Below are 19,105 nucleotides of genomic sequence, written 5' to 3'. Positions count from 1 at the left end.
CATGGGGGCACTGACGCATCGCTTCTTTACGTCGGTCACCGAGGTTGGACAACCCACTTGGCAACGGTTTTTCAGCGCTCACCCTTTTAGCCAATATCCGTTTATTTACGCCCTAGAGCAATCCGGGAGCGCCTGCGCACAATCCGGCTGGCAGCCCTACCACCTAGGTTTATACCGAGGTGAGGAGCTGGTCGCCCTATGTATAGGCTATATAAAGTCTCACTCTTATGGCGAGTATGTATTTGATTGGAGTATTGCCGAGGCCTACCAGCAATACGGCTTTGACTATTACCCTAAATGGCTTAGCGCCATCCCCTTTACGCCCATCACCGGCCCGCGTATCGCTTACCATGATATTGACCCACAGCAAGCGGCTATCGCCCTCGCCAACGCCCTAGATCACGAAGCCGAGCAACAGCAATGGTCGGGATGGCATATCAACTTTTACAATGACGACGTCAGCCAACACTTGGCAAATACCCCTTTACTGAAGCGTCAAACCGTACAGTTTCAGTGGCGCAATCACGGCTATAACAACTTCGAACACTTCTGTAGCGCACTGAAGTCTCGTAAGCGCAAGCAAGTATTAAAAGAGCGAGCACAGATTGCGGCGCAGCAGTTGCAGGTACAAGTGCATCAAGGCCGGGAAATTAGCCCCGAGTTAATGCATGCAATGATCCGCTTTTACCAGCAAACTTACCTCAAGCGCTCAGGCCACCTGGGCTATTTAACTGCAGACTTTTTCACCCGGCTACTCACGCTGATGGCTGACCATTTGGTCATTATCAGCGCTTGGCACCAAGGCACCATTGTCGCCGCAAGCCTTTATCTGCGCGACCAGCAAACCTTGTACGGTCGATATTGGGGTTGCGATGAGCAATTCCAGCACTTGCACTTCGAACTATGCTATTACCAAGGTATTGAATTGTGTATAAACGAGGGGCTAACAACCTTTAATAGCGGCGCTCAAGGGGAGCATAAAATCGCTCGTGGCTTTGCGCCGATTTTCACCCACTCCTGCCATCGCTTTTGTGACAGCCCATTCACCGCCGCATTAACGGACTTTGTGGCTCGCGAAAGTGCGCAGCTGGACTTGTATAGACAACAATGCTTAGCGCTTAGTCCGTTCAAAGTGCAGTAACTGATTATTCGCAGGCATCGCTACATCATCAATCAAGGTCAGCCCCGCTTGCTTGGCTAAGGCGACCAGCCATTGTTGCTCCCTAATACCACTGAGTGGATCGCGTTGTTTGAGCATGGCATCAAACTGTGCATTGCTGGCACTGGTGAACTGACCTTGATACTTAAATGGCCCGTAAATACATAACTGGCCATGCAATGGCAAATGCTCACTAACACCTGCAAAGAACGCCTCAACCAGCGCTTCACTGACAATATGGAGGGTATTGGCAGTGAACATACCATCTGGTTGCGATACCGGCCAAGGCTCGCCGATATCGAGAGACAATGGCGGTAACAGGGTGTCACACTGTGCCTCTTGCAACCATAGCTCGATGCCATCATGGTTAGCAGGTAAGTCGCTGGTTTGCCACAATAAGTGCGGCAATCGAGGAGCGAAATAAGCAGCATGCTGACCGGTGCCCGAGCCAATCTCAAGCACCTGCTCAGTATTTTTAAAAATACGCTGTAATTGCGCCAATATTGGCGCTTTATTGTTTTCACACGCCTGTGAAAAAGGTTTATTGATGCTCATCTTCAGCCAAAGTATGTAGGAAGAAGTTAAACTCAAGGGCTTTCTCTTGCAGGCTTTTGAATCGCCCAGAAGCCCCACCATGACCCGACTCCATGTCGGTTTTAAATAACAATAGATGATTATCGCTTTTGTACTCGCGCATTTTCGCAACCCATTTCATCGGTTCCCAGTACTGCACTTGTGAGTCATGCAGCCCAGTGGTTACCAAAATATGGGGATAATCTTGCGCCTTGATATTATCGTACGGGGAATAAGCCACGATGGTTTGATAATCGCCCTCGTCGTTGGGGTTACCCCATTCATCATACTCGTTGGTGGTCAGCGGAATGCTCTCATCCAGCATGGTGGTCAGTACATCAAGGAAGGGCACATGACAGCCAATCGCACGATACAAATGCGGAGCCTGGTTAATGACCGCCCCCATCAGTAGGCCACCGGCACTACCGCCGCTGGCGAACACTTTATCCTCGGCTCCATAGCCCTTAGCAACCAGCGCCTCTGTAACATCAATAAAGTCGTTGAAGCTATTTTGCTTATATTTGAGCTTGCCTGCTTCATACCATTGCCGGCCCAGCATCTCTGAGCCACGAATATGCGCAATAGCATAGACGAAGCCACGATCGAGTAAACTCAGGATGGTGCTAGAAAAGCTTGGATCGATGGTAATGCCATAGGCACCATAACCATACTGTAACAACGGGTTGCTGCCATCGCCTTTAAATAAGTCACGGCGGTATACCAGAGAAACAGGCACTTGCTCACCGTCACGCGCAGTGATAAACAAGCGTTCGCTGGCGTAGTCATCGGCATTAAACTCACCCACCACCTGCTGCTGCTTCAACAAGGTTTTCTCACCCGTGGCCAAATCAAACTCAAACAAGCTACCCGGCGTTGTTAAGCTCGAATAAAACACCCGCGCCTTGCTCACATTCGGTTCGGGATTCATGGCCACACCGGCAAAGTAACAGGGGTCGGCAAATTGCAGTGGCATCGGCGTTCCCGCCACCTTGCCTTGGCGGTGCTGGTACACCACAAAGCCTATCTGCCCTTGCTGGCGCTCGGTGAGCAACCAGTAGTGCTCAAACAGCTCGACACTCTCTAACAAAACATCATCGCGGTGGGCAACAAGCTCTTGCCATTGCTGTAAGTCGGCTAATTGCGCAGCAGTGGCTTGCATAAAGCGGAAGTTCTTCGCCTGCCAATTGCTGACGATATAAAAGTGCTCACCTAGCTTATCAATATCATACAGGTGTCCTTGGGTGCGCGGCAGCAGCTCCGTTACTGGAGCACACGGGTTATCGGCATCAATAGCAAAGGTATGGCTGGTTTCTGTGGCTTCTAAATCGATAAAGATCAGGCTCTCGTCACGGCTTTTGCCCAGCCCCATGTAAAAGCTGCGGTCACTCTCTTCGTATACCAGCACGTCTTGCTCTTGCGCCGTACCTAAGCGATGACGAAACACCTGATAACCCAGCAGTGTTTGTTCATCTTTACGCACATAAAAAACTGTTTGGTTATCGTTGGCCCAGACTACCTGGCCCTCGGTGTTAGTGAGTGTGTCGCTAAGCAGCTCACCGGTGGCGAGATCTTTAAACGCCACGGTGTAGATACGTCTTCCCGAGGTATCTTCGGCATAGGCAAGAAGCTGCTCATTGGGGCTCACTGCCACCTCACCTAAATCATAGAAGTCATGGCCTTGTGCAAGCTGATTAACATCCAACAGTAGGGTTTTATTATCACCACTAAAACTGGTGGCACGAAAATGTCGACCGTACTCTTCATCACCACTGACTTCGCTGTGATACCAGTAGGCGCCATCTTTGACCGGCACAGTATTGTCGTCTTTCTTTATGCGCCCTTTGAGCTCGGCGAACAGCTGTTGCTGGCGCTGCGCAGTAGATGAAAGCATTTGCTGACAATAACGATTTTCCGCCTCTAAGTGCGCTAGAACTTCGGGGTTTTCACGCTTATCATCACGCATCCAATAGTAATCATCTTGGCGCTGCTGACCATGGTGGGAAAGTAAGTGGGGAACCTTTTTGGCGATGGGTGCTTGCACAAATGACCTCAATACACTGAAACTGAGCCGTCAGTGTATCATTTGCTCAACAGGGCGACTATTCCTCTACTTCTTGCCAAGCTGTTTGCCAATTTAAGCCAACGCCTGGTTCGTATTGATCGTGGTTTTTACCACCCAAACGACACAGTTCGGTATACGGCCAAGGCTTGCAACGGTACACCTTTCCAGTCGCTAAATGCAGTACTCGGTCACCAGCGCGATAGGACTCGTGGTTAACAGGAAAAATGTGATCATAGCCGGAAGCCATTTCTCCTACCTGATCTTGGCTTTTAGCTACACAGTTATAATTAATGACTACCTCAGTAATGCCACAGCGACTACTTGCATAAATTTCATTACCACGATAGCCAACAATCAATCCTTGCTCGGTCATGCGCCCAGCCTGCATTAAAGGGATATGAGTGTTAATGTATTGCGCCACTTCACGGGACCAATTCTGAGGTTCCCCTTGCTGGTCCGATTCAATATTGATGACAAAACTGAGATCTTTGACTAGCCCTTGGGTGTCGTATACTTCTACTTCAACCACGTCGCCACGAAACAACTGGGTATGACTACTGAGCGTGCCCACGCTGATCCATTCACTTTCGGGTAAAGACTTCACCATTGCAAACCTCACAATTTGGCTTTCCTAAACAAACCAGGTAGCAACCCAATAAAGCTTAATTAAAACTTAAAGGTAACTTAATTTTTAACCAGCTGAAAGATTAATATTCTACTTTCACCCTTTGCCATAGCGCAATAAAGTATTGGTTTATTGAGGCAATATAATACTTTGATACTAAAAAAGGGAAGTCTCCTTCCCTTCTATTAGTTGCTTACGCCTTTGCCGCTTTTGGCCTGCGACTGAATAACTGCCAGAACTTAACAAATGCTCGGCGCACGTCAGCGAGTATCATATATAAGCAAGGTACTAAAATGAGTGTCAGTAACGTTGCGTACATTACCGCAAAGCCTAATGCTACGGCCATAGGGATGACGAATTTAGCTTGTAGGCTGGTTTCGAACATAATGGGTAGGACACCGGCAAAGGTAGTAATCGACGTCAGGGTAATAGCACGAAAACGGGCGCAGCCACCCTCAACCACTGCCCTGGCCGTGCTGTGTCCTTCACGACGCGCTTGGTTGACAAAGTCAGTCATTACCAATGAGTCATTGATAACCACACCGGCGGCGGCGATTAGGCCGAAGAAAGACATGGTACTGAGGTCAAGGCCGAACCAAAAATGCCCCCACAATGCCCCTGTTAAGCTAAACGGGATCACCGACATCACAATGAATGGCTGGCTATAGCTCTTCAGCGGCACAGCCAAAAGAATATAAACAATGATCATTCCCGCAATGAAAAACAGCATTTGCTCATTTGCCTGCGCTTGCTGCTCTTCAATGGAGCCGCCAAGTTCAGTTTTAACCGAGGGAAAGTCCTCTTTTAGCTGTGGCAGTAGGTCTTCTTTAATGCGTTTAACAACGGCTGTTGGCTCCACCATTTCTTCATCGATGCTGCCATACACATAGACGGTGCGGTAACCACCCTCGCGGCGGATATAGCTCACACCCGGGCGCTCTTGAAGTTCAACCACATCACCTAACATCACTTCTTGACCGCTAGGAGTCATCACTACGGTGTGTTTTAACGATGAGAACGCCTCGCGCGTGAGTTTAGGGTAACGCACCATCACCCGTACTTCTTCACCATTGCGGATCACCCGTTGCGCTTCACCACCATAGAAACTTGCCCCAACTTGATTAGCAATATCTTGCAAATCTAGACCCAAGTCATAGGCCACTGGCTTGAGACTAAGCTGCACTTCCTTGCTTGCTGGGTCGATGGTTGAACTAATATCAAACAACCCCTTTTGCTGTTGCAGCATGGAGATAAACTGACGCCCAGCGGCATTAAGCGTATCGATATCGGAACCAAATAGTAGGTAACCGAATTCGCCGTCTCCTCCTGGATTACCGTTGACATCATCTTGGATAGTCAGTGATTTAATGCCGGCTATTTCTGGCATAGCTTCGCGCCAACGGCGCGACAATTCAAAGGCGTTATAAGGACGAATTTCCTCTTCAACGAGTGGCGCCAATACTGTGGCTTCCGTGCGGCCTTGGTTAAACACCAACAAATCACGCACCATTTTTTGCCCAGCTTGTTGTTCGGTTTCGCGATCAACTTCACGCACCATGGCTTCAATTTTTTGCACCGCTCGGATAGTTTGCATGTCCGAGGCATTATCGTTCATCTCGATATTAATTTGCGGGAAGTCATGCGGCACTTTTGGTGTGGGAACCATACGCACATGGTTGCTGGCTATAAGTGTAAAACTGAGCACTAACATACCGATGAAACCTAAAAGCACCACCCAACGCCACTCGATGCACTTTTCTACCGTGCGTCGGTAAGGGCCATTGACGAAAGCAAAGAACCGAGTATTAAAGCGCGTTCTGAACCCATCTTTTTTAATAGGTGGGAACTTAGTATGAGCGATGTGCGCAGGTAAAATCAGTTTTGATTCAATTAAGCTAAACGCCAAACACGCCATCACTACCACGGCGATACCGAAGAAGAAGGCTCGTTCAGGACCACTTGATAATGTAAACGGCGCGAATACCGCCATTGTAGTAAGCACCCCGAAGGTCGCCGGTGTGGCGACACGTTTAGCGCCGCGCACCACATTTTCAACGCCACCGCCTTTTCTCTCAATTTCGGTATAGGCACTTTCGCCTATGACAATGGCATCATCCACCACGATTCCAAGTACCATGATAAAGGCGAATAACGATACGATATTGATACTAATGCCAAATAACGGCATGGTCATCAGGGCACCCAAGAAACAGACTGGTAAGCCCACCATCACCCACAGAGCCAATTTAAAACGTAAAAACAAGCTCAACATAATGGCCACCAAAATGGCCCCTTGGAACAAGTTTTTCAGCATCATGTCCAAGCGCGCATTGAGGTAGTAAGTCATATCCATCAAGGGTACAAGACGCACTCCAGAGGGGAGCGACTCATTCTTACTGTCGATATAGGCTTTAACCGATTCGGCCACGGGAATCATATTTTGTTCTTTGGTTGCTTTCACACTGAGGTAAATGGCGTTTTTACCATTGAACTTGAAATAACGTTCACCCTCGGTGAAACCGTCTTTTATTACCGCCACATCTTGCAGTAAGACCTTAGCGCCATTAGCACCAACTTTCACTGGAATAGAGCGGAACTCCTCACCAGAGTATGACTGCGCCTCTACACGCACAGAGATAATGCCGGCATCGGTACGTAATTGACCAGCGGAGAAGTTAGCCGAATAACGTCTTACCGCACTAGCCACATCATTAAGTGTGAGGCTATAACGGCGCAAAGTATCAGGCTTGATTTCAATAGCAATCTCATCGAGTGGCACATCGTTTTGCACCAACGACACATTGCTTAGCTGTAGTAACTCATCCTCAATGTTATTGGCTATAGGCTTGAGTTCTGTCAGAGGTAAATCAGCCACCAAAGACATGCCTATGACATCTTGGCGGAATTCTACTTGGCTAATGGTGACAGGCTCCATTCCCGCAGGAAAGGTCGCGATGCCATCAACACGCAGCTTAACTTTATCTAAAACATCGGTGAGCTCAACATCTGGGTCTATCTCTAACTGCGCGCTTCCTGAGTTGCGAAAGGCACGATACACCCCTTTTTCGATTTCAGTTACATCCTTAAGTGACTCTTCAATTTTGATCAGGATGCTTTCTTCAATCTCTTGTGGTGAGGCCCCCGGGTAATTAGCCTGAACGGTGATATAGTTGACTTCAACATTGGGAAACATCTGCCGCTGGATGGTCATGTAACTCACAATACCCATAATGATGATGAATAACATCATCAAGTTGGCAGCCACAGGGTTATTGGCAAAGTAAGCGATAATGCCGGTTTGTTTTTGCTGTTGCATTATCGGCTCCTACAGTTGATCCGTTGTCTTGGGGCTATTTTCAGAGCTATTTACAGCTCCGGCAATACGCACTTCCATGCCTTCTTGCGGGTACTCAGGCAAAGTGACAACCACACGGTCGTCAGCATCAAGGCCACCACTGATCAGAAAAAACTCATCTTCTTCACGTACCACTTTGACTTGTCGAGGTTGCAGCAGGTTGTCTTTATTCACCACCCACACCGTCTGGTTATTCACCAGCTCTTGCGGCAGACGGAAAATCTCTTTCAAAGTCTGTCCGGCGAACTGCACTTGCACATAGCTGCCAAACTTCAGCTTAGGCAATTGCCCGTGCATAGCGTAGGGATCGTTAACACGCACCACCAAGTTACTCATACGCGTAGCGCTGTCGACCACGCCTAAATCGCGATCGATCACGGCACTGCGAGTGAAACCGTTTAACCCCTCCCGGATAATGGTGGCCGGCGTGCCAGCAACACGCTGTGGTAAAAAGGCACTGTCAAAACCAGCCACGGGGACAATCACTTCCGCCGTCTCGATATTGTTAAGTTCAGCTACTTGGCTACCCAAAGAAACGAACTGTCCTTGGCCTACGTTTCGGCTGATCACTAAGGCGTCGTAGGGGGCGCGGACTTCGCAGTTGTCTAAATCACGCTGAGCACGCTTTAACGCTGCTTCTGCTGATTTCACAGCAGCTTTGGCGCTGAGCACCTGAGGTTCACGCAGGAATAATGCTGAACGCTTTACACCCGGCGTACGGGCAGCTTCGTCTTTGGCGACGTCTTGTTGTGCTTGTTCTTCAATTAATGCCGCTTGGGCCCGAGCAAGCTCTGCTTCGGCTTGTAATACCGCAGCTTCATAGTTATCTTTTTCAATAGTGAACAGCAGCTCGCCACGCTCAACAATACCGCCTGCAACAAAGCGTTCGTTCCAGCTTACCACCTCGCCGGTAACCTGCGCGGCAAGCTGAGTGCTTTCAAGAGGCCGTACCTCACCATATGTGGATAGCAACACTTGATGATCGTTGGCCGCAAGCTGCTCTACCTCAACGACTGGGCGTGTATCAACTTGCTTGGTCTCATCTGGCTTCTTTGCCGACACCATAACAGCGGCTCCAGCAAGCCCCGTTACTAACACGACTCCCAGCGCCACCAACAACTTTTTCAGTACCTTGTGCATACCCACTTACCTTGATAAATCTATACTCACGTTATATTAACAAGTTGCCGTGTATAAGTAAGGTGACATTTGTAAGGAAGTATTACTACTTTGCAGTTTCTTTACACCACGGCATCACCTGTAGCCATGACCGATAATACGTATCAACGAGATGGAGAGATTAGGTGACTTGAAAGGGCGACAAGAGAGGGCATAAAGTGGGGTATTTAAACGATGAAAAAGGCTGCATACGGGCAGCCTTTTTTACTTCGAACTTATGCCATAGCAGGACGATGACGGTAATATTGAATACAGGCTAATTGCGCCGCATTGGTCAATAAGATCATCACAAAGTTAAGAATATGCGACACGCTGGGCGCCGCCATATAAAGTTCAGCCGTCAGACCAAAGCACCCTGCCAAAAGCTGCAACATAAAATAGCGCGCACTCAAGTTACTAACATCACCACTGCGCAAAGTTTTATAGGTTTGTGGCATAACGCGAATTGAGCTCATAACCAGACCAACATACGTCAGAGCGATAAGCAGACTATCGGCATCAACGTAAGGGCTAGCCAATAAAGAGAACGGCGCCACGCTGAATAGTAGCATGTACAATAATTGCTTACGCTGCTTGGCTGCGGCATCGTAACGAAGAAAATAGTACAAAATAAGGCTACTGAGCATACCGGTCACCACAAAAGGTAAAACCATGTAGTAACGCTCAAAAAATAGGTTGAAGGCAATAAAGTAAATACTTTGTGCTACGCCAAAACTCATCATAAGCAAAGAAAGCCCAGAAACGCTGCGGTTTTTGCGAACTTTATTTAGCATCGGCATAAAGCTAAAAGCTAAGATAAAAGACGAAATAATGGGCAAATACTCAGTCAAAGCAACCTCTTTTGTTAAACTAATCGTTAAAATAGAAAACAGGCCGTTAATAAACAAATAATTAATGTAAATACATGATTATTAACAACTTTTTGAAGGCGCGCATTGTATAGATGCTAGCCAACTAAGCAATAGCAATACGGCACTCAACGCATCATGCAAACGTAAAGAAATAATTACATTTTCAGCTTATGTTTACGCTTAACGAGTATGGTTGTATTATTTTTGATAATCGTTATTATTTGCATAACCGTCAGAAAGCTCGCTTAGTCCCATGCGTAAAACCCTATTTAAAATTCATAGCTGGTTAGCTCTTGCTGCCATGCTGCCACTACTGTTGATCAGTATCACTGGTGCTATTTTGGTGTTTAAAAGCGAAATAGATGGCTGGCTAATGCCGCAAAAACACTTTGCCGTCGCCAATACTGAACAGCGGTTGTCGCTTGATACGCTCACCGAGCGCATCGAACAACGTTATCCAGAACATGTTATTGCTGCGTGGGAAGTATTTGATAATGACACTGCAGATAGAGTGTACACAATCAAAAAAGGCACCGAGGATTGGTACAAGTTCCACGTCAATCAATACAGTGGCGAGACACTTTCTGAACCTGTTAGCACCACACATTACATTACCGATTTCTTGGTAGAACTACATTACACCTTTATGCTCAATGACTTGGACTCCTTACCAGGACAAACAGGAACAGTACTGGGGTTTTTCTTCGCACTGTTCTTACTGGTGTTAGGGGTTACGGGACTTATCATTTATCGCAAATTTTGGCGTCGTTTGTTCACTTTACGCTGGCGAGCAACGCTGCAAATTGTGCTCAGTGACATTCATAAAATGACGGGGGTTTTTGGCTCTCCCATTCTCATTATTTTGGCGATCACCGGGGGCTACTTTAACTACGCTGTGTGGTATCACGAAGTAATTGAACATGCCGATGAAGAGCACCCTGTGGTGATGAATAAACAACATTCGGCAAACTTATCACTGCAGTCATTAATGGATGACAGTCGCACACAAATTGACAGCTTTAAGCCAACTTTTATCACGTTACCTCATGAGGGAGATGACCATATTACCTTTTGGGGAGAAGTCGACAGCAGCAATCCGCTTTTCAGTGAATACGGTAATATGGTGACTTATAACCGTGACACAGGTGCCCATATGAGCAACTGGGATATCCGTGAGGTAGCATTTGGTTGGCAATTAATCGATAGCTTTCGCAAGTTACACTTTGGCTATTTTGCCGGTCTTGTTAGCAAAATCATCTGGGCGGTGATCGGTTTAAGCCCAGTTTGGTTGGCGGGCACAGGGTTTTACTTGTGGTATGTGCGAAGCCGCCGTAAGAAGGCTTCTAAGCGCAACCGCCGTGCACAAACACACCACAAGCGGGCTTATAACTAGGAAAAAAAGCCATTAGAACCAAGCGCGCTGGTCGGTTTCGATATGAAATAACAGTCGATCGGCCAGCATCCGTGCTTGCTGCTCAGGCATAAATGGCAAGGTGAGGCGCTTTGAAGCAAACTGAATACTAATGGTTGCAACCTGTGCTTTGGCCATTAATGTTGTTTGCACCACGCTGACCTGCTGCGCTTTAAAGAGCTCACACACCGTGAGCACACTGCCAATTAGGCCACTGCGATGGATTAAAAACTCCTGCCCTTGATGACTGACTAACTGCCAGCCAAGACGCTTGTATATACAATAGTGGTAAAGCGCTAAAGGCAGTATTAACAGCGCCAACGCAATGAACGCCCAATGTAAAAAAGCCGCCAATGAACAACTCACTGTAGCTAATGGCAATGCGGCCAATAAACCGACGCGATGCCAAAAGTAGCGCCGAGATACCGGCTGCAAATCACTGTCATAGTTAGCAAACCAAGGAAACATCGTTGCCATCATCTGGGTCATCTGCGCATGCGTTAACACCGGCAATAACAGCGATTGCTTATCCTGCTGGTGTTTCGGGCCGAACGTAGCCACTTGCGCAAAACTCAGGGTATAACGGCGCAATAATACCGCGACCCAGTTTTGCTTAATGGTCGCGCTTTGCACCTTGGTAAAACGCATACTGAGTTGCTGGCGCTCTAACAACCCAGCAACTCGACGAAAACGGGCCTGCTCGATAAAAAGTTCAAAATTATAAAACCGTAATAACGCCATGATCACTGAACCACCGACAGTAAGTATCACTGCGGCGATAAGCAAAGTGATCAGGGTTAACTCTTCAGCGTATGCAGCCAAGAGGTCGTGAGCATTGAAAAAGGCATCTAAGTTAGCGATCACCACTTGCTCAAATAGTCCATCGACCATATTCACAATAGGCATGAGGGCCGCTAGCGCCAGCAATGCCATATTCGACATCAACCCATATTTAGCCACTTCATGGTTCGGCAAGGCTAAATCAGCCGAGGTTGCTACTTGAGCCTCTTGCTCTGTATCAGCCTCCTCTTCATCACTGCGCTGCTTCGACGCTAAAATAAAGCGACGTAATTGCTGCGCATGGGCATTACTCAAAGCGGGTAAGACTATCTCTTTGTCACTGCTACCAGCAGCGTCAAACTGGCAGTTTGTTCTTCCCAGAGGAGCAAAGTAAAAAGGCGTGGCAAGGTTAATATTTTGTACCCGTGTAAAACGTAACGCCAGACGCTCTTTAGTAAACACACCTTTATGAAGCAACACTTGAGCATCGCCTTGCACCCGAAAACGAAATGTAGCGTAATAAGCACAGCCATACGCAACTAATGCCAGCAGCGCGATTCCTCCACCCCATGTTGCCCAAAATATCTTACGTTCAACATTTACAACAAAGAGCACCAAGACCGGCAACATATTTAAGAAGCCATCAGCGATAAGTCGGTAACCGGTATTCACAATGAAATAAAGAATCGCCCATGGGCTCAAGCGCTGCCATTGCTGCGCAGGTTCAGCTGTATTACTGCTATTATTGCTCATCGTTGTGGTACTGCTGTATAACGTCGCGCAGGGCTTGGTTTTGTTGATGATGCAGCCCACTCATGGTTAGGTCGGCAGCAAAACCACCGGCACTAAATAACTGCAAGGTACTTACAGACCAGAGCCGCTCAAGTGGCCCATGATGAATTTCACTGTGCTGAATACGAGCAAAAGGAAGCAGGGTGGTTGTTCGCCAAATAACCCCCCGTTGATACATCACATCATGCTCGCGAATCGCATAGCCGCTATGGCGATAAGTAAGATACTGCCAGAGTATGTGTAGGCATGCATAAGCTGGGAGAACGTAGGGCAACCAGGGGCGCAAAACGGCAAAATCAAGCGGTCGCAAATACGCAACAGCGGCTGTAGCAACGAGCAACCCCACTAACCACAACAAGGCCCGTGTTAGGCGATAACCTAACGCCGCTCCCGGCAAAGGTTGCAATTGCACGGTTTGGTGCTGTGGCAGGTGCTCAATCTGCTCATTACTAAATGACGAGCCCATAGACCGTTACTAGCCCCAGCGAATAATGGTTGCTAGTGTATGGCTTTGCTGCGCCGCAAGTTCAACTTTATCGTCAAGCACATTTGCGGCCTCTAAACACAGCATTTTGTGGTATTCGTCGTCCGCAAAGTTAGATAACCGCTGAGACTTATCTACCCAGGGGTTCCATAAAACACACGAACGCGAGTTTTCCCGGGCAACCTCAATGGTGCCGTCAGGGGTGCGAATACGCTGCAATGGCTGTGCATCACTGTAGACCATATCGGTTTCACGGCCAAAGTGAACCACTTCTTGTTGCTCAAAGGGCCCTTCACCAAACTCAATGTACTGTGCCCCCTGCAAGCCGTCTACGGATGTTTGCGTAATATCTGGGGTCGGTAAGTAGCTATGCAGTGCTTGTGTTAGTTGCACTGAGCTGTCACCTAAGTTGGTGTTAGTCAACCGTACCTCGAGCTGTTTATCGCTCAGTACATATTCAACCTCTAACTTGGTGTTGTGAGGCCAGTAGGTTTTATCCACCTGCGCCATCGGCAAAGACAAGCTGATGCGAATGGCGTCTTGTTCTTCTTTTACTTCTTCTGCACGCCATAACGATACTCGAGCCACACCATGAATGGGCCATTCGGGATTTTGATGCACTCCAAACCAAGGCCAACAGATGGGGATCCCGCCACGAATACTTTTGCCCTCTTGGTAATCCTCCTCGCTCGATACCCAAATAAGTGGTTTTTGGTTAGCTGGAGTGTATTCGGTCAGTTGTGCGCCTTGGAGAAAAATACGGGCTTGGCACAAGGGTGAATTAACCTGTAAGTATTCTAAACCCGACTCACATCGAGCGATAGTAACACTAGGTGAAAGCTGCATACTTCGTTCCTTCTTAAAAAAGCCAATGCAGCTTCACCATACCCAAATAATCATAATTAAGTAAATATATCGCGAAAATAATTCATCTCGCGGTCATGTTTTTACTTTGCATTTAGGTTTTAAAGCGCCCAACTAGAGCGGCCAATTGTTTCGCAAGCGCATCTAAACGCTGGCCACTGCTGTCTGTTTTAGTCGCCACCTCACTGACTTCATCAGCGGCGGTTTTAATCTCTACGACATTACGATTAATATCTTCCGCCACGTGCTGCTGTTCCTCTGCAGCCGTCGCTATCTGCGTATTGAGATCACTAATATCCATCACTGAGCGATTAATTTCCACAAACTGCTGTTGCGCCGCATTGGTTTGCTCAACAGTTTGGGTGCTGCGAGCCAAGCTTTGATTCATCTCCCCCGCAACCCTCTCGCTCATCGCTCTGAGCTTATCCAGTTGCGTGGCGATTTCTTCTGTCGATTGTGAGGTTCGTTGCGACAGCGCCCGCACCTCATCGGCAACAACGGAAAAGCCACGTCCATGCTCACCGGCACGGGCCGCCTCAATTGCGGCATTGAGTGCTAATAAGTTAGTTTGCTCAGCAATGGCACGAATAACATCCAAAATGGAGGTAATACTTTCGCTCTCTTGTGCGAGCTGGGTAATGTCACTCGCCGCCGAGGTAATCGCCTGCGACAACTCAGTGACACTGGCCACGGCTTCGGTTATGACTTCTTGCCCTTGCTCGGAGGCATCGCGTGTTTGCTGCGCTAAATCGGCAGCATTGGCACAACTTTGCGCCACTTCATTTGCGGTTGCCGCCATTTCGTTAATGGCCGTAGCAGCCATTGCAAGTGCCTGCTGCTGCTGGTCAGTATAACCATTTAAGCTACTCGAAAGTGACAGTGAATGTGTTGCAGCCTCATTCACTTCTTTCGCGGTGTCATTTATTTGTGCCACCAACTTGGCAATAGAAGTTAAGAACACATTGAAGTTCGCTGCCAAAGCACCCGTCTCATCTTTCGAGCTTACTTGCAGCCGCTGGGTAAGATCGCCATCCCCTTCGGAGATATCCTCTAAGCCTTTGCTAACAGTAATAATTGGGCCGCTGATGAGCCCCGCTATGGTATTACCTAACAACGCAAATATCCCAGCAAGTACCAAGCAAACGATTATAATCGTCCACGTCATGGCGTTAGCCGCCGCCATCACCTCGCTTTGCGGTACTAAACCAATGAACTTCCAACCTAGCTGTGGCGAGGTATAGAGGTGGGCATAGTAGTCCTCACCGGCCAACGTCACTTCAAAGTCGCCATTACGGCTTTGCGCCAATTCGCTAAAAGCGCCGTTGCTGACTTGGGAGAATTGTTTAAAATTATGCTCTGGATCCTTAGGGTTAACTAATACCGTACCGCTATCCTCTACCAGCATGAGGTAACCCGACTCACCCAAAGTGATTTTTTTAACCATATCGGTGAGTGCCTTTAACGACACATCCATCCCCTGCACACCCACGACTTGCCCGCCTTCTTTCACCGCTTTTACGGTGGACACGATTACCGTATCATCAGCAGCCCAATAATAAGCATTGGTGCGCACCGTCTCGCCATTTGCATTTGCACCATGTTGATACCACGGACGTTGGGTCGGGTCGTAGCGAGGGCCAACTGCTGATTGTGGCCACTGAATATAGCCGCCCTCTTGGTTGCCCATATACACATAGGCAAGGCCTGGATGGGTTTCGCCAAAATGGCTAAACAACGTAAACGCCTGCCGCTCAATTTGCGAGCCAGCTAGCGCATCGAGTTCGCTGCTGGTGTCACTGTTTTTATACAGAGTGACATCCGTGGTTGCTGCCAACACTTTGGGATGTGAGGCGAGAAAGTCCACATCTTTCACAACCTCGGCAAAAAACGAACTGAGGCCTCTATCAATCTGGATGACTTCGCGATTAGTTAAGTCTTGAAAGTTACTCAGCGCTTGGTCACGCGCTTGATTAATAACAATAACAGCAATGATACCCAGAGGTAGAATAATTGCACTGACAAAGGCCAGTAATAACTTGCTTCTAATACTCATAGTTGTATTGCGCTAGGTAATAATGATTAACTTTAGTTTCAATAGCCTAAACTCGCCACGTTTTTATAAACCTTAAACGTAACGGTTTTTATCAAGGGGGTGTAGTCCGCTTGGTATTTAAAGGTATAATGGCTGCTTTAGTCAGTTGGAGGTTGGAAATGCAAAAGTATGACGAGTTATTAATTGCCCTGCGTAAGGTCATCCGCGCCATTGATCTGCACTCCAAACAACTGAACAAAACGTCCGGCCTCACTGGCCCCCAGCTGCTAATTATGCATGAAGTGGCACAAACCGATGGCATCACGGCCAGTCGCATTGCCCAAAATGTAAATCTTAGCCCGGCAACAGTCACCAATATTTTAGATAGGCTAGAGAGTCGAGCGCTGGTAAGCCGCGTGCGCAGTCAACTTGATAAACGCCGAGTGAGCTTATATTTAACCGAGCAAGGTAAAGCCTTGCTTGATCAGGCACCACAGCCACTTCAAGATCACTTTATCGAGAAGTTCAGTAGCCTCTCTGAATGGGAACAAACTCTGCTACTTTCGTCGATGCAGCGCATCGCCGCAATGATGGACGCAGATAACATAGATGCCTCTCCGCTACTGGAAGTGGGTGCAATTACCCGTCAGGTTGACCCTGGAAAATCAGAATAACTCTAATATTAGTAAACACTTACACATTTCCCCAAAACGGTTCCTCTTGCTACACTAAAGCACGGTTTGGCATAGAGGGGTCGTATCTAGGATGATCCCTTAACGCCACTGGCCAGTATTTAATCTGGTTAATCAACTTCGAAAAATTCAAATACTTAGTCTAGGCTAAGTGATTATGGCAACAACATAGGGCAATTATGACTACGTTCAAGAAGACCGCATTGGCTCTTGCCATTACCTGTGTTTCTGGCACCGCAATGGCGAACCCAGAAATGGAGGCAATGAAGGAGCAACTGGCACAGTTGCAAAAGCAAATGCAGCAGTTGCAGAAAAAGCTTGATGCCGCTGAGCAAAGTGCAGAGCAACAAGCACAGCAGCAAGAAGAGATTAATACCCGTATTGCTCAACAAGAGCAGCAGCTTGAGCAAACAGTGGCGATGGAAAAGAGCGCCGAGAAAGAAGATGGCATTCATGTAGGTGGTGCAGTACGTACTAACTTCAGCCATACCTCTTACGATGATGATAATAAAAATCGTGGCGGCGACTTTGACTTCGATATCTTCCGGTTAAATTTCTCTGGCGATATTGGTGATGTCGAGCTCAACGCTGAGATTCGCTTCTTCGACTACATGACGGCCGTGAAATATGCCTATGTTGGCTACGATTTCGCAGAAGACTGGCAAGTACAGGCCGGTATTACCAAAGTGCCTTTTGGTAATTGGCCGTACAACTCACACAACTGGTTCTTCGGCACCACTTACTACATTGGTTTAGAAGATGACCATGACATGGGTGTGCTATTTAAGCGTAAAGTAGCCGATAACTGGCAACTCGATCTTGGCTTTTTCAAAAATGATGAGCTAGGTGGCGTTGATGGTTACGTCGATAATCGCAGTGATCGTTACTCTTATGATGTTGTTGGCTTTAGAAATGTGGGTGATGGTATCTACGCAGAGCCAACCAACCCGATTGGTGAATACAACACCTTTTCAGGTCGTTACGCTTATCACTTAGAGCATGAAGGTGGCAAAACTGAGATTGGTGTTTCTGGCTTAGCCGGTGGCCTGCATGATGGTAATGACCGTGCCGGAGATTACCAAGCGTGGGCTGTACACGTAAATAGCAACATCGGCCCCTGGAACTTCCAGTTGCAACATGGTGACTACAACTACGATATCGACAACGTCGATCGCATGGCGGTAGGTGCTTACTCCTTCTATGACAGTATTGCCGCAGAAGCCACTATGACCAACGCCAACATTGCCTACAGCCTCCCTGTTGAGTGGGGTCCGGTCACCAATCTGCAGTTTTACAATGACTACGGCATCATCTACGACAAGTCTGACAACAGCGAAGACACGTGGATGAACGTAACCGGCGTTTCTGTTGCCGCAGGCGGGTTATTCACCTACTTTGACTTAGTACATGCTAAGAATCAGCCATTTGTAGGGGGTTCTATTGCTGGTGACAGCGACGAAACAGAACGCCGCTTCAATATCAATATTGGTTATTACTTCTAAGTAGTGAGTGATTTGAAAAAGGGCCTAGTAGCCCTTTTTTATTGCCCTGTGCGACCCGATTTACCGTTATTTTATTTCACCGCACCTTAGATGGGTGTGAAGTCAGATATAACTAAAGCTTATTTGAACAAACATTCAAATAAGCCTAGTCTACTTCCTACACACCAAAAGGAGATAGCGATGAAAGAATTTACTTTACATACCCCAGAGACCGCGCCAGAAAGCAGCAAACCCTTACTAGAGAAGTCACAACAAGCTTTTGGTAGTATTCCTAATTTGCACGCAGTCATGGCCGAATCGCCACAGCTTTTACACGGATACCAAGTATTGCATGAAGCCTTTTTAAACAGCTCATTCAATAATGCCGAAAAAACAGTGGTATGGCAGAGTATTAACGTTGAACACGAATGCCATTACTGTGTCCCTGCGCACTCAGCTATTGCCAAATCAATGAAGGTAGATGACGACCTTAATCAGGCTTTGCGTGACCAGGCGCCATTAGGTGACGACAAGCTAGAAGTACTGCGTGATACCACGCTCGAAATTGTGCGTCAGCGTGGTCACTTGAGCGATGAACAAAGTAAGACCTTTTTCGCTGCCGGCTATAGTCAGCAGAATTTATTGGATATTATTCTTGCTCTCAGCCAAAAAGTGATGAGTAACTACGTAAATCACCTCGCCGACACACCTCTGGACGATGCCTTTAAACCTTTTGCCTAACACCATAAAAAGGGCTGCGCTTGC

The 19,105-nt window shown here is 47.6% G+C and carries 15 protein-coding genes; 5 read left to right on the top strand and 10 right to left on the bottom strand.

Annotated elements, in window-relative coordinates; genetic code table 11:
* The first annotated feature begins 1 nt into the window (after window position 1).
* Complete coding sequence (locus MHM94_RS16200; RefSeq protein ID WP_235420000.1) at window positions 2-1,141, top strand: GNAT family N-acetyltransferase; 1,140 nt, start codon at window positions 2-4, stop codon at window positions 1,139-1,141.
* On the opposite strand, the gene MHM94_RS16195 is transcribed toward MHM94_RS16200, so the two are convergent.
* The 6 genes from MHM94_RS16195 to MHM94_RS16170 all read right to left on the bottom strand — a co-directional run bounded on the left by MHM94_RS16195 (window position 1,112) and on the right by MHM94_RS16170 (window position 9,783).
* Complete coding sequence (locus MHM94_RS16195) at window positions 1,112-1,708, bottom strand: DUF938 domain-containing protein (RefSeq protein ID WP_235420059.1); 597 nt, start codon at window positions 1,706-1,708, stop codon at window positions 1,112-1,114. The two genes, MHM94_RS16200 and MHM94_RS16195, sit on opposite strands and share 30 nt — an antisense overlap.
* Window positions 1,701-3,773 carry a S9 family peptidase gene (locus tag MHM94_RS16190; RefSeq protein WP_235420001.1) on the bottom strand — a complete coding sequence of 691 codons (2,073 nt, stop codon included), beginning with the start codon at window positions 3,771-3,773 and terminating at the stop codon, window positions 1,701-1,703. The genes MHM94_RS16195 and MHM94_RS16190 overlap by 8 nt, the downstream gene beginning before the upstream one ends.
* Window positions 3,774-3,831: 58 nt before the next feature.
* The gene (locus tag MHM94_RS16185; RefSeq protein ID WP_022944957.1) at window positions 3,832-4,401 is read right to left on the bottom strand and encodes a hypothetical protein; all 570 of its coding nucleotides are present in this window, start codon (window positions 4,399-4,401) and stop codon (window positions 3,832-3,834) included.
* 211 nt (window positions 4,402-4,612) lie between these two features.
* Complete coding sequence (locus MHM94_RS16180; protein ID WP_053911053.1) at window positions 4,613-7,735, bottom strand: efflux RND transporter permease subunit; 3,123 nt, start codon at window positions 7,733-7,735, stop codon at window positions 4,613-4,615.
* Between the two features lie 9 nt (window positions 7,736-7,744).
* Complete coding sequence (locus tag MHM94_RS16175) at window positions 7,745-8,839, bottom strand: efflux RND transporter periplasmic adaptor subunit (RefSeq protein ID WP_235420060.1); 1,095 nt, start codon at window positions 8,837-8,839, stop codon at window positions 7,745-7,747.
* Window positions 8,840-9,168: 329 nt separating this feature from the next.
* Window positions 9,169-9,783 carry a PQ-loop domain-containing transporter gene (locus MHM94_RS16170; protein WP_040643146.1) on the bottom strand — a complete coding sequence of 205 codons (615 nt, stop codon included), beginning with the start codon at window positions 9,781-9,783 and terminating at the stop codon, window positions 9,169-9,171.
* Window positions 9,784-10,057: 274 nt separating this feature from the next.
* Between MHM94_RS16170 and MHM94_RS16165 the strand changes: the two genes are divergently transcribed.
* A complete protein-coding gene (locus MHM94_RS16165) occupies window positions 10,058-11,197 on the top strand; it encodes a PepSY-associated TM helix domain-containing protein (RefSeq protein WP_235420002.1) in 1,140 nt (379 codons plus the stop codon).
* A 12-nt stretch (window positions 11,198-11,209) separates the two neighbouring features.
* Here the strand turns inward: MHM94_RS16165 and MHM94_RS16160 are convergent, their stop codons facing one another.
* The 4 genes from MHM94_RS16160 to MHM94_RS16145 form a co-directional block, all read right to left on the bottom strand.
* Window positions 11,210-12,748: a PH domain-containing protein gene (locus tag MHM94_RS16160; protein ID WP_235420003.1), complete on the bottom strand. Its 1,539-nt coding sequence runs from the start codon at window positions 12,746-12,748 to the stop codon at window positions 11,210-11,212.
* Window positions 12,738-13,253, bottom strand: a complete 516-nt coding sequence (locus MHM94_RS16155; RefSeq protein WP_235420004.1) for a PH domain-containing protein — start codon at window positions 13,251-13,253, stop codon at window positions 12,738-12,740. The genes MHM94_RS16160 and MHM94_RS16155 overlap by 11 nt, the downstream gene beginning before the upstream one ends.
* Before the next feature lie 9 nt (window positions 13,254-13,262).
* Window positions 13,263-14,117: a D-hexose-6-phosphate mutarotase gene (locus tag MHM94_RS16150; RefSeq protein ID WP_235420005.1), complete on the bottom strand. Its 855-nt coding sequence runs from the start codon at window positions 14,115-14,117 to the stop codon at window positions 13,263-13,265.
* Window positions 14,118-14,229: 112 nt separating this feature from the next.
* Window positions 14,230-16,188, bottom strand: a complete 1,959-nt coding sequence (locus MHM94_RS16145) for a methyl-accepting chemotaxis protein (protein ID WP_022944949.1) — start codon at window positions 16,186-16,188, stop codon at window positions 14,230-14,232.
* 158 nt (window positions 16,189-16,346) lie between these two features.
* On the opposite strand from MHM94_RS16145, the gene MHM94_RS16140 reads away from it, so the two are divergent.
* The 3 genes from MHM94_RS16140 (at window position 16,347) to MHM94_RS16130 (ending at window position 19,081) form a co-directional block, all read left to right on the top strand.
* Window positions 16,347-16,841 carry a MarR family transcriptional regulator gene (locus MHM94_RS16140; RefSeq protein ID WP_022944948.1) on the top strand — a complete coding sequence of 165 codons (495 nt, stop codon included), beginning with the start codon at window positions 16,347-16,349 and terminating at the stop codon, window positions 16,839-16,841.
* 197 nt (window positions 16,842-17,038) lie between these two features.
* Window positions 17,039-18,361, top strand: coding sequence for a porin (locus MHM94_RS16135; RefSeq protein WP_022944947.1), 1,323 nt, complete (start codon window positions 17,039-17,041; stop codon window positions 18,359-18,361).
* 180 nt (window positions 18,362-18,541) lie between these two features.
* Window positions 18,542-19,081, top strand: a complete 540-nt coding sequence (locus MHM94_RS16130) for a carboxymuconolactone decarboxylase family protein (protein WP_022944946.1) — start codon at window positions 18,542-18,544, stop codon at window positions 19,079-19,081.
* Window positions 19,082-19,105 lie beyond the last annotated feature (24 nt).

The sequence above is a fragment of the Pseudoalteromonas sp. CNAT2-18.1 genome (assembly GCF_022347865.1).
Taxonomy (GTDB): domain Bacteria; phylum Pseudomonadota; class Gammaproteobacteria; order Enterobacterales; family Alteromonadaceae; genus Pseudoalteromonas; species Pseudoalteromonas ruthenica.
The sequence above is the reverse complement of the archived record's forward strand: the minus strand, read 5'-3'. Positions and strand labels throughout refer to the sequence as shown.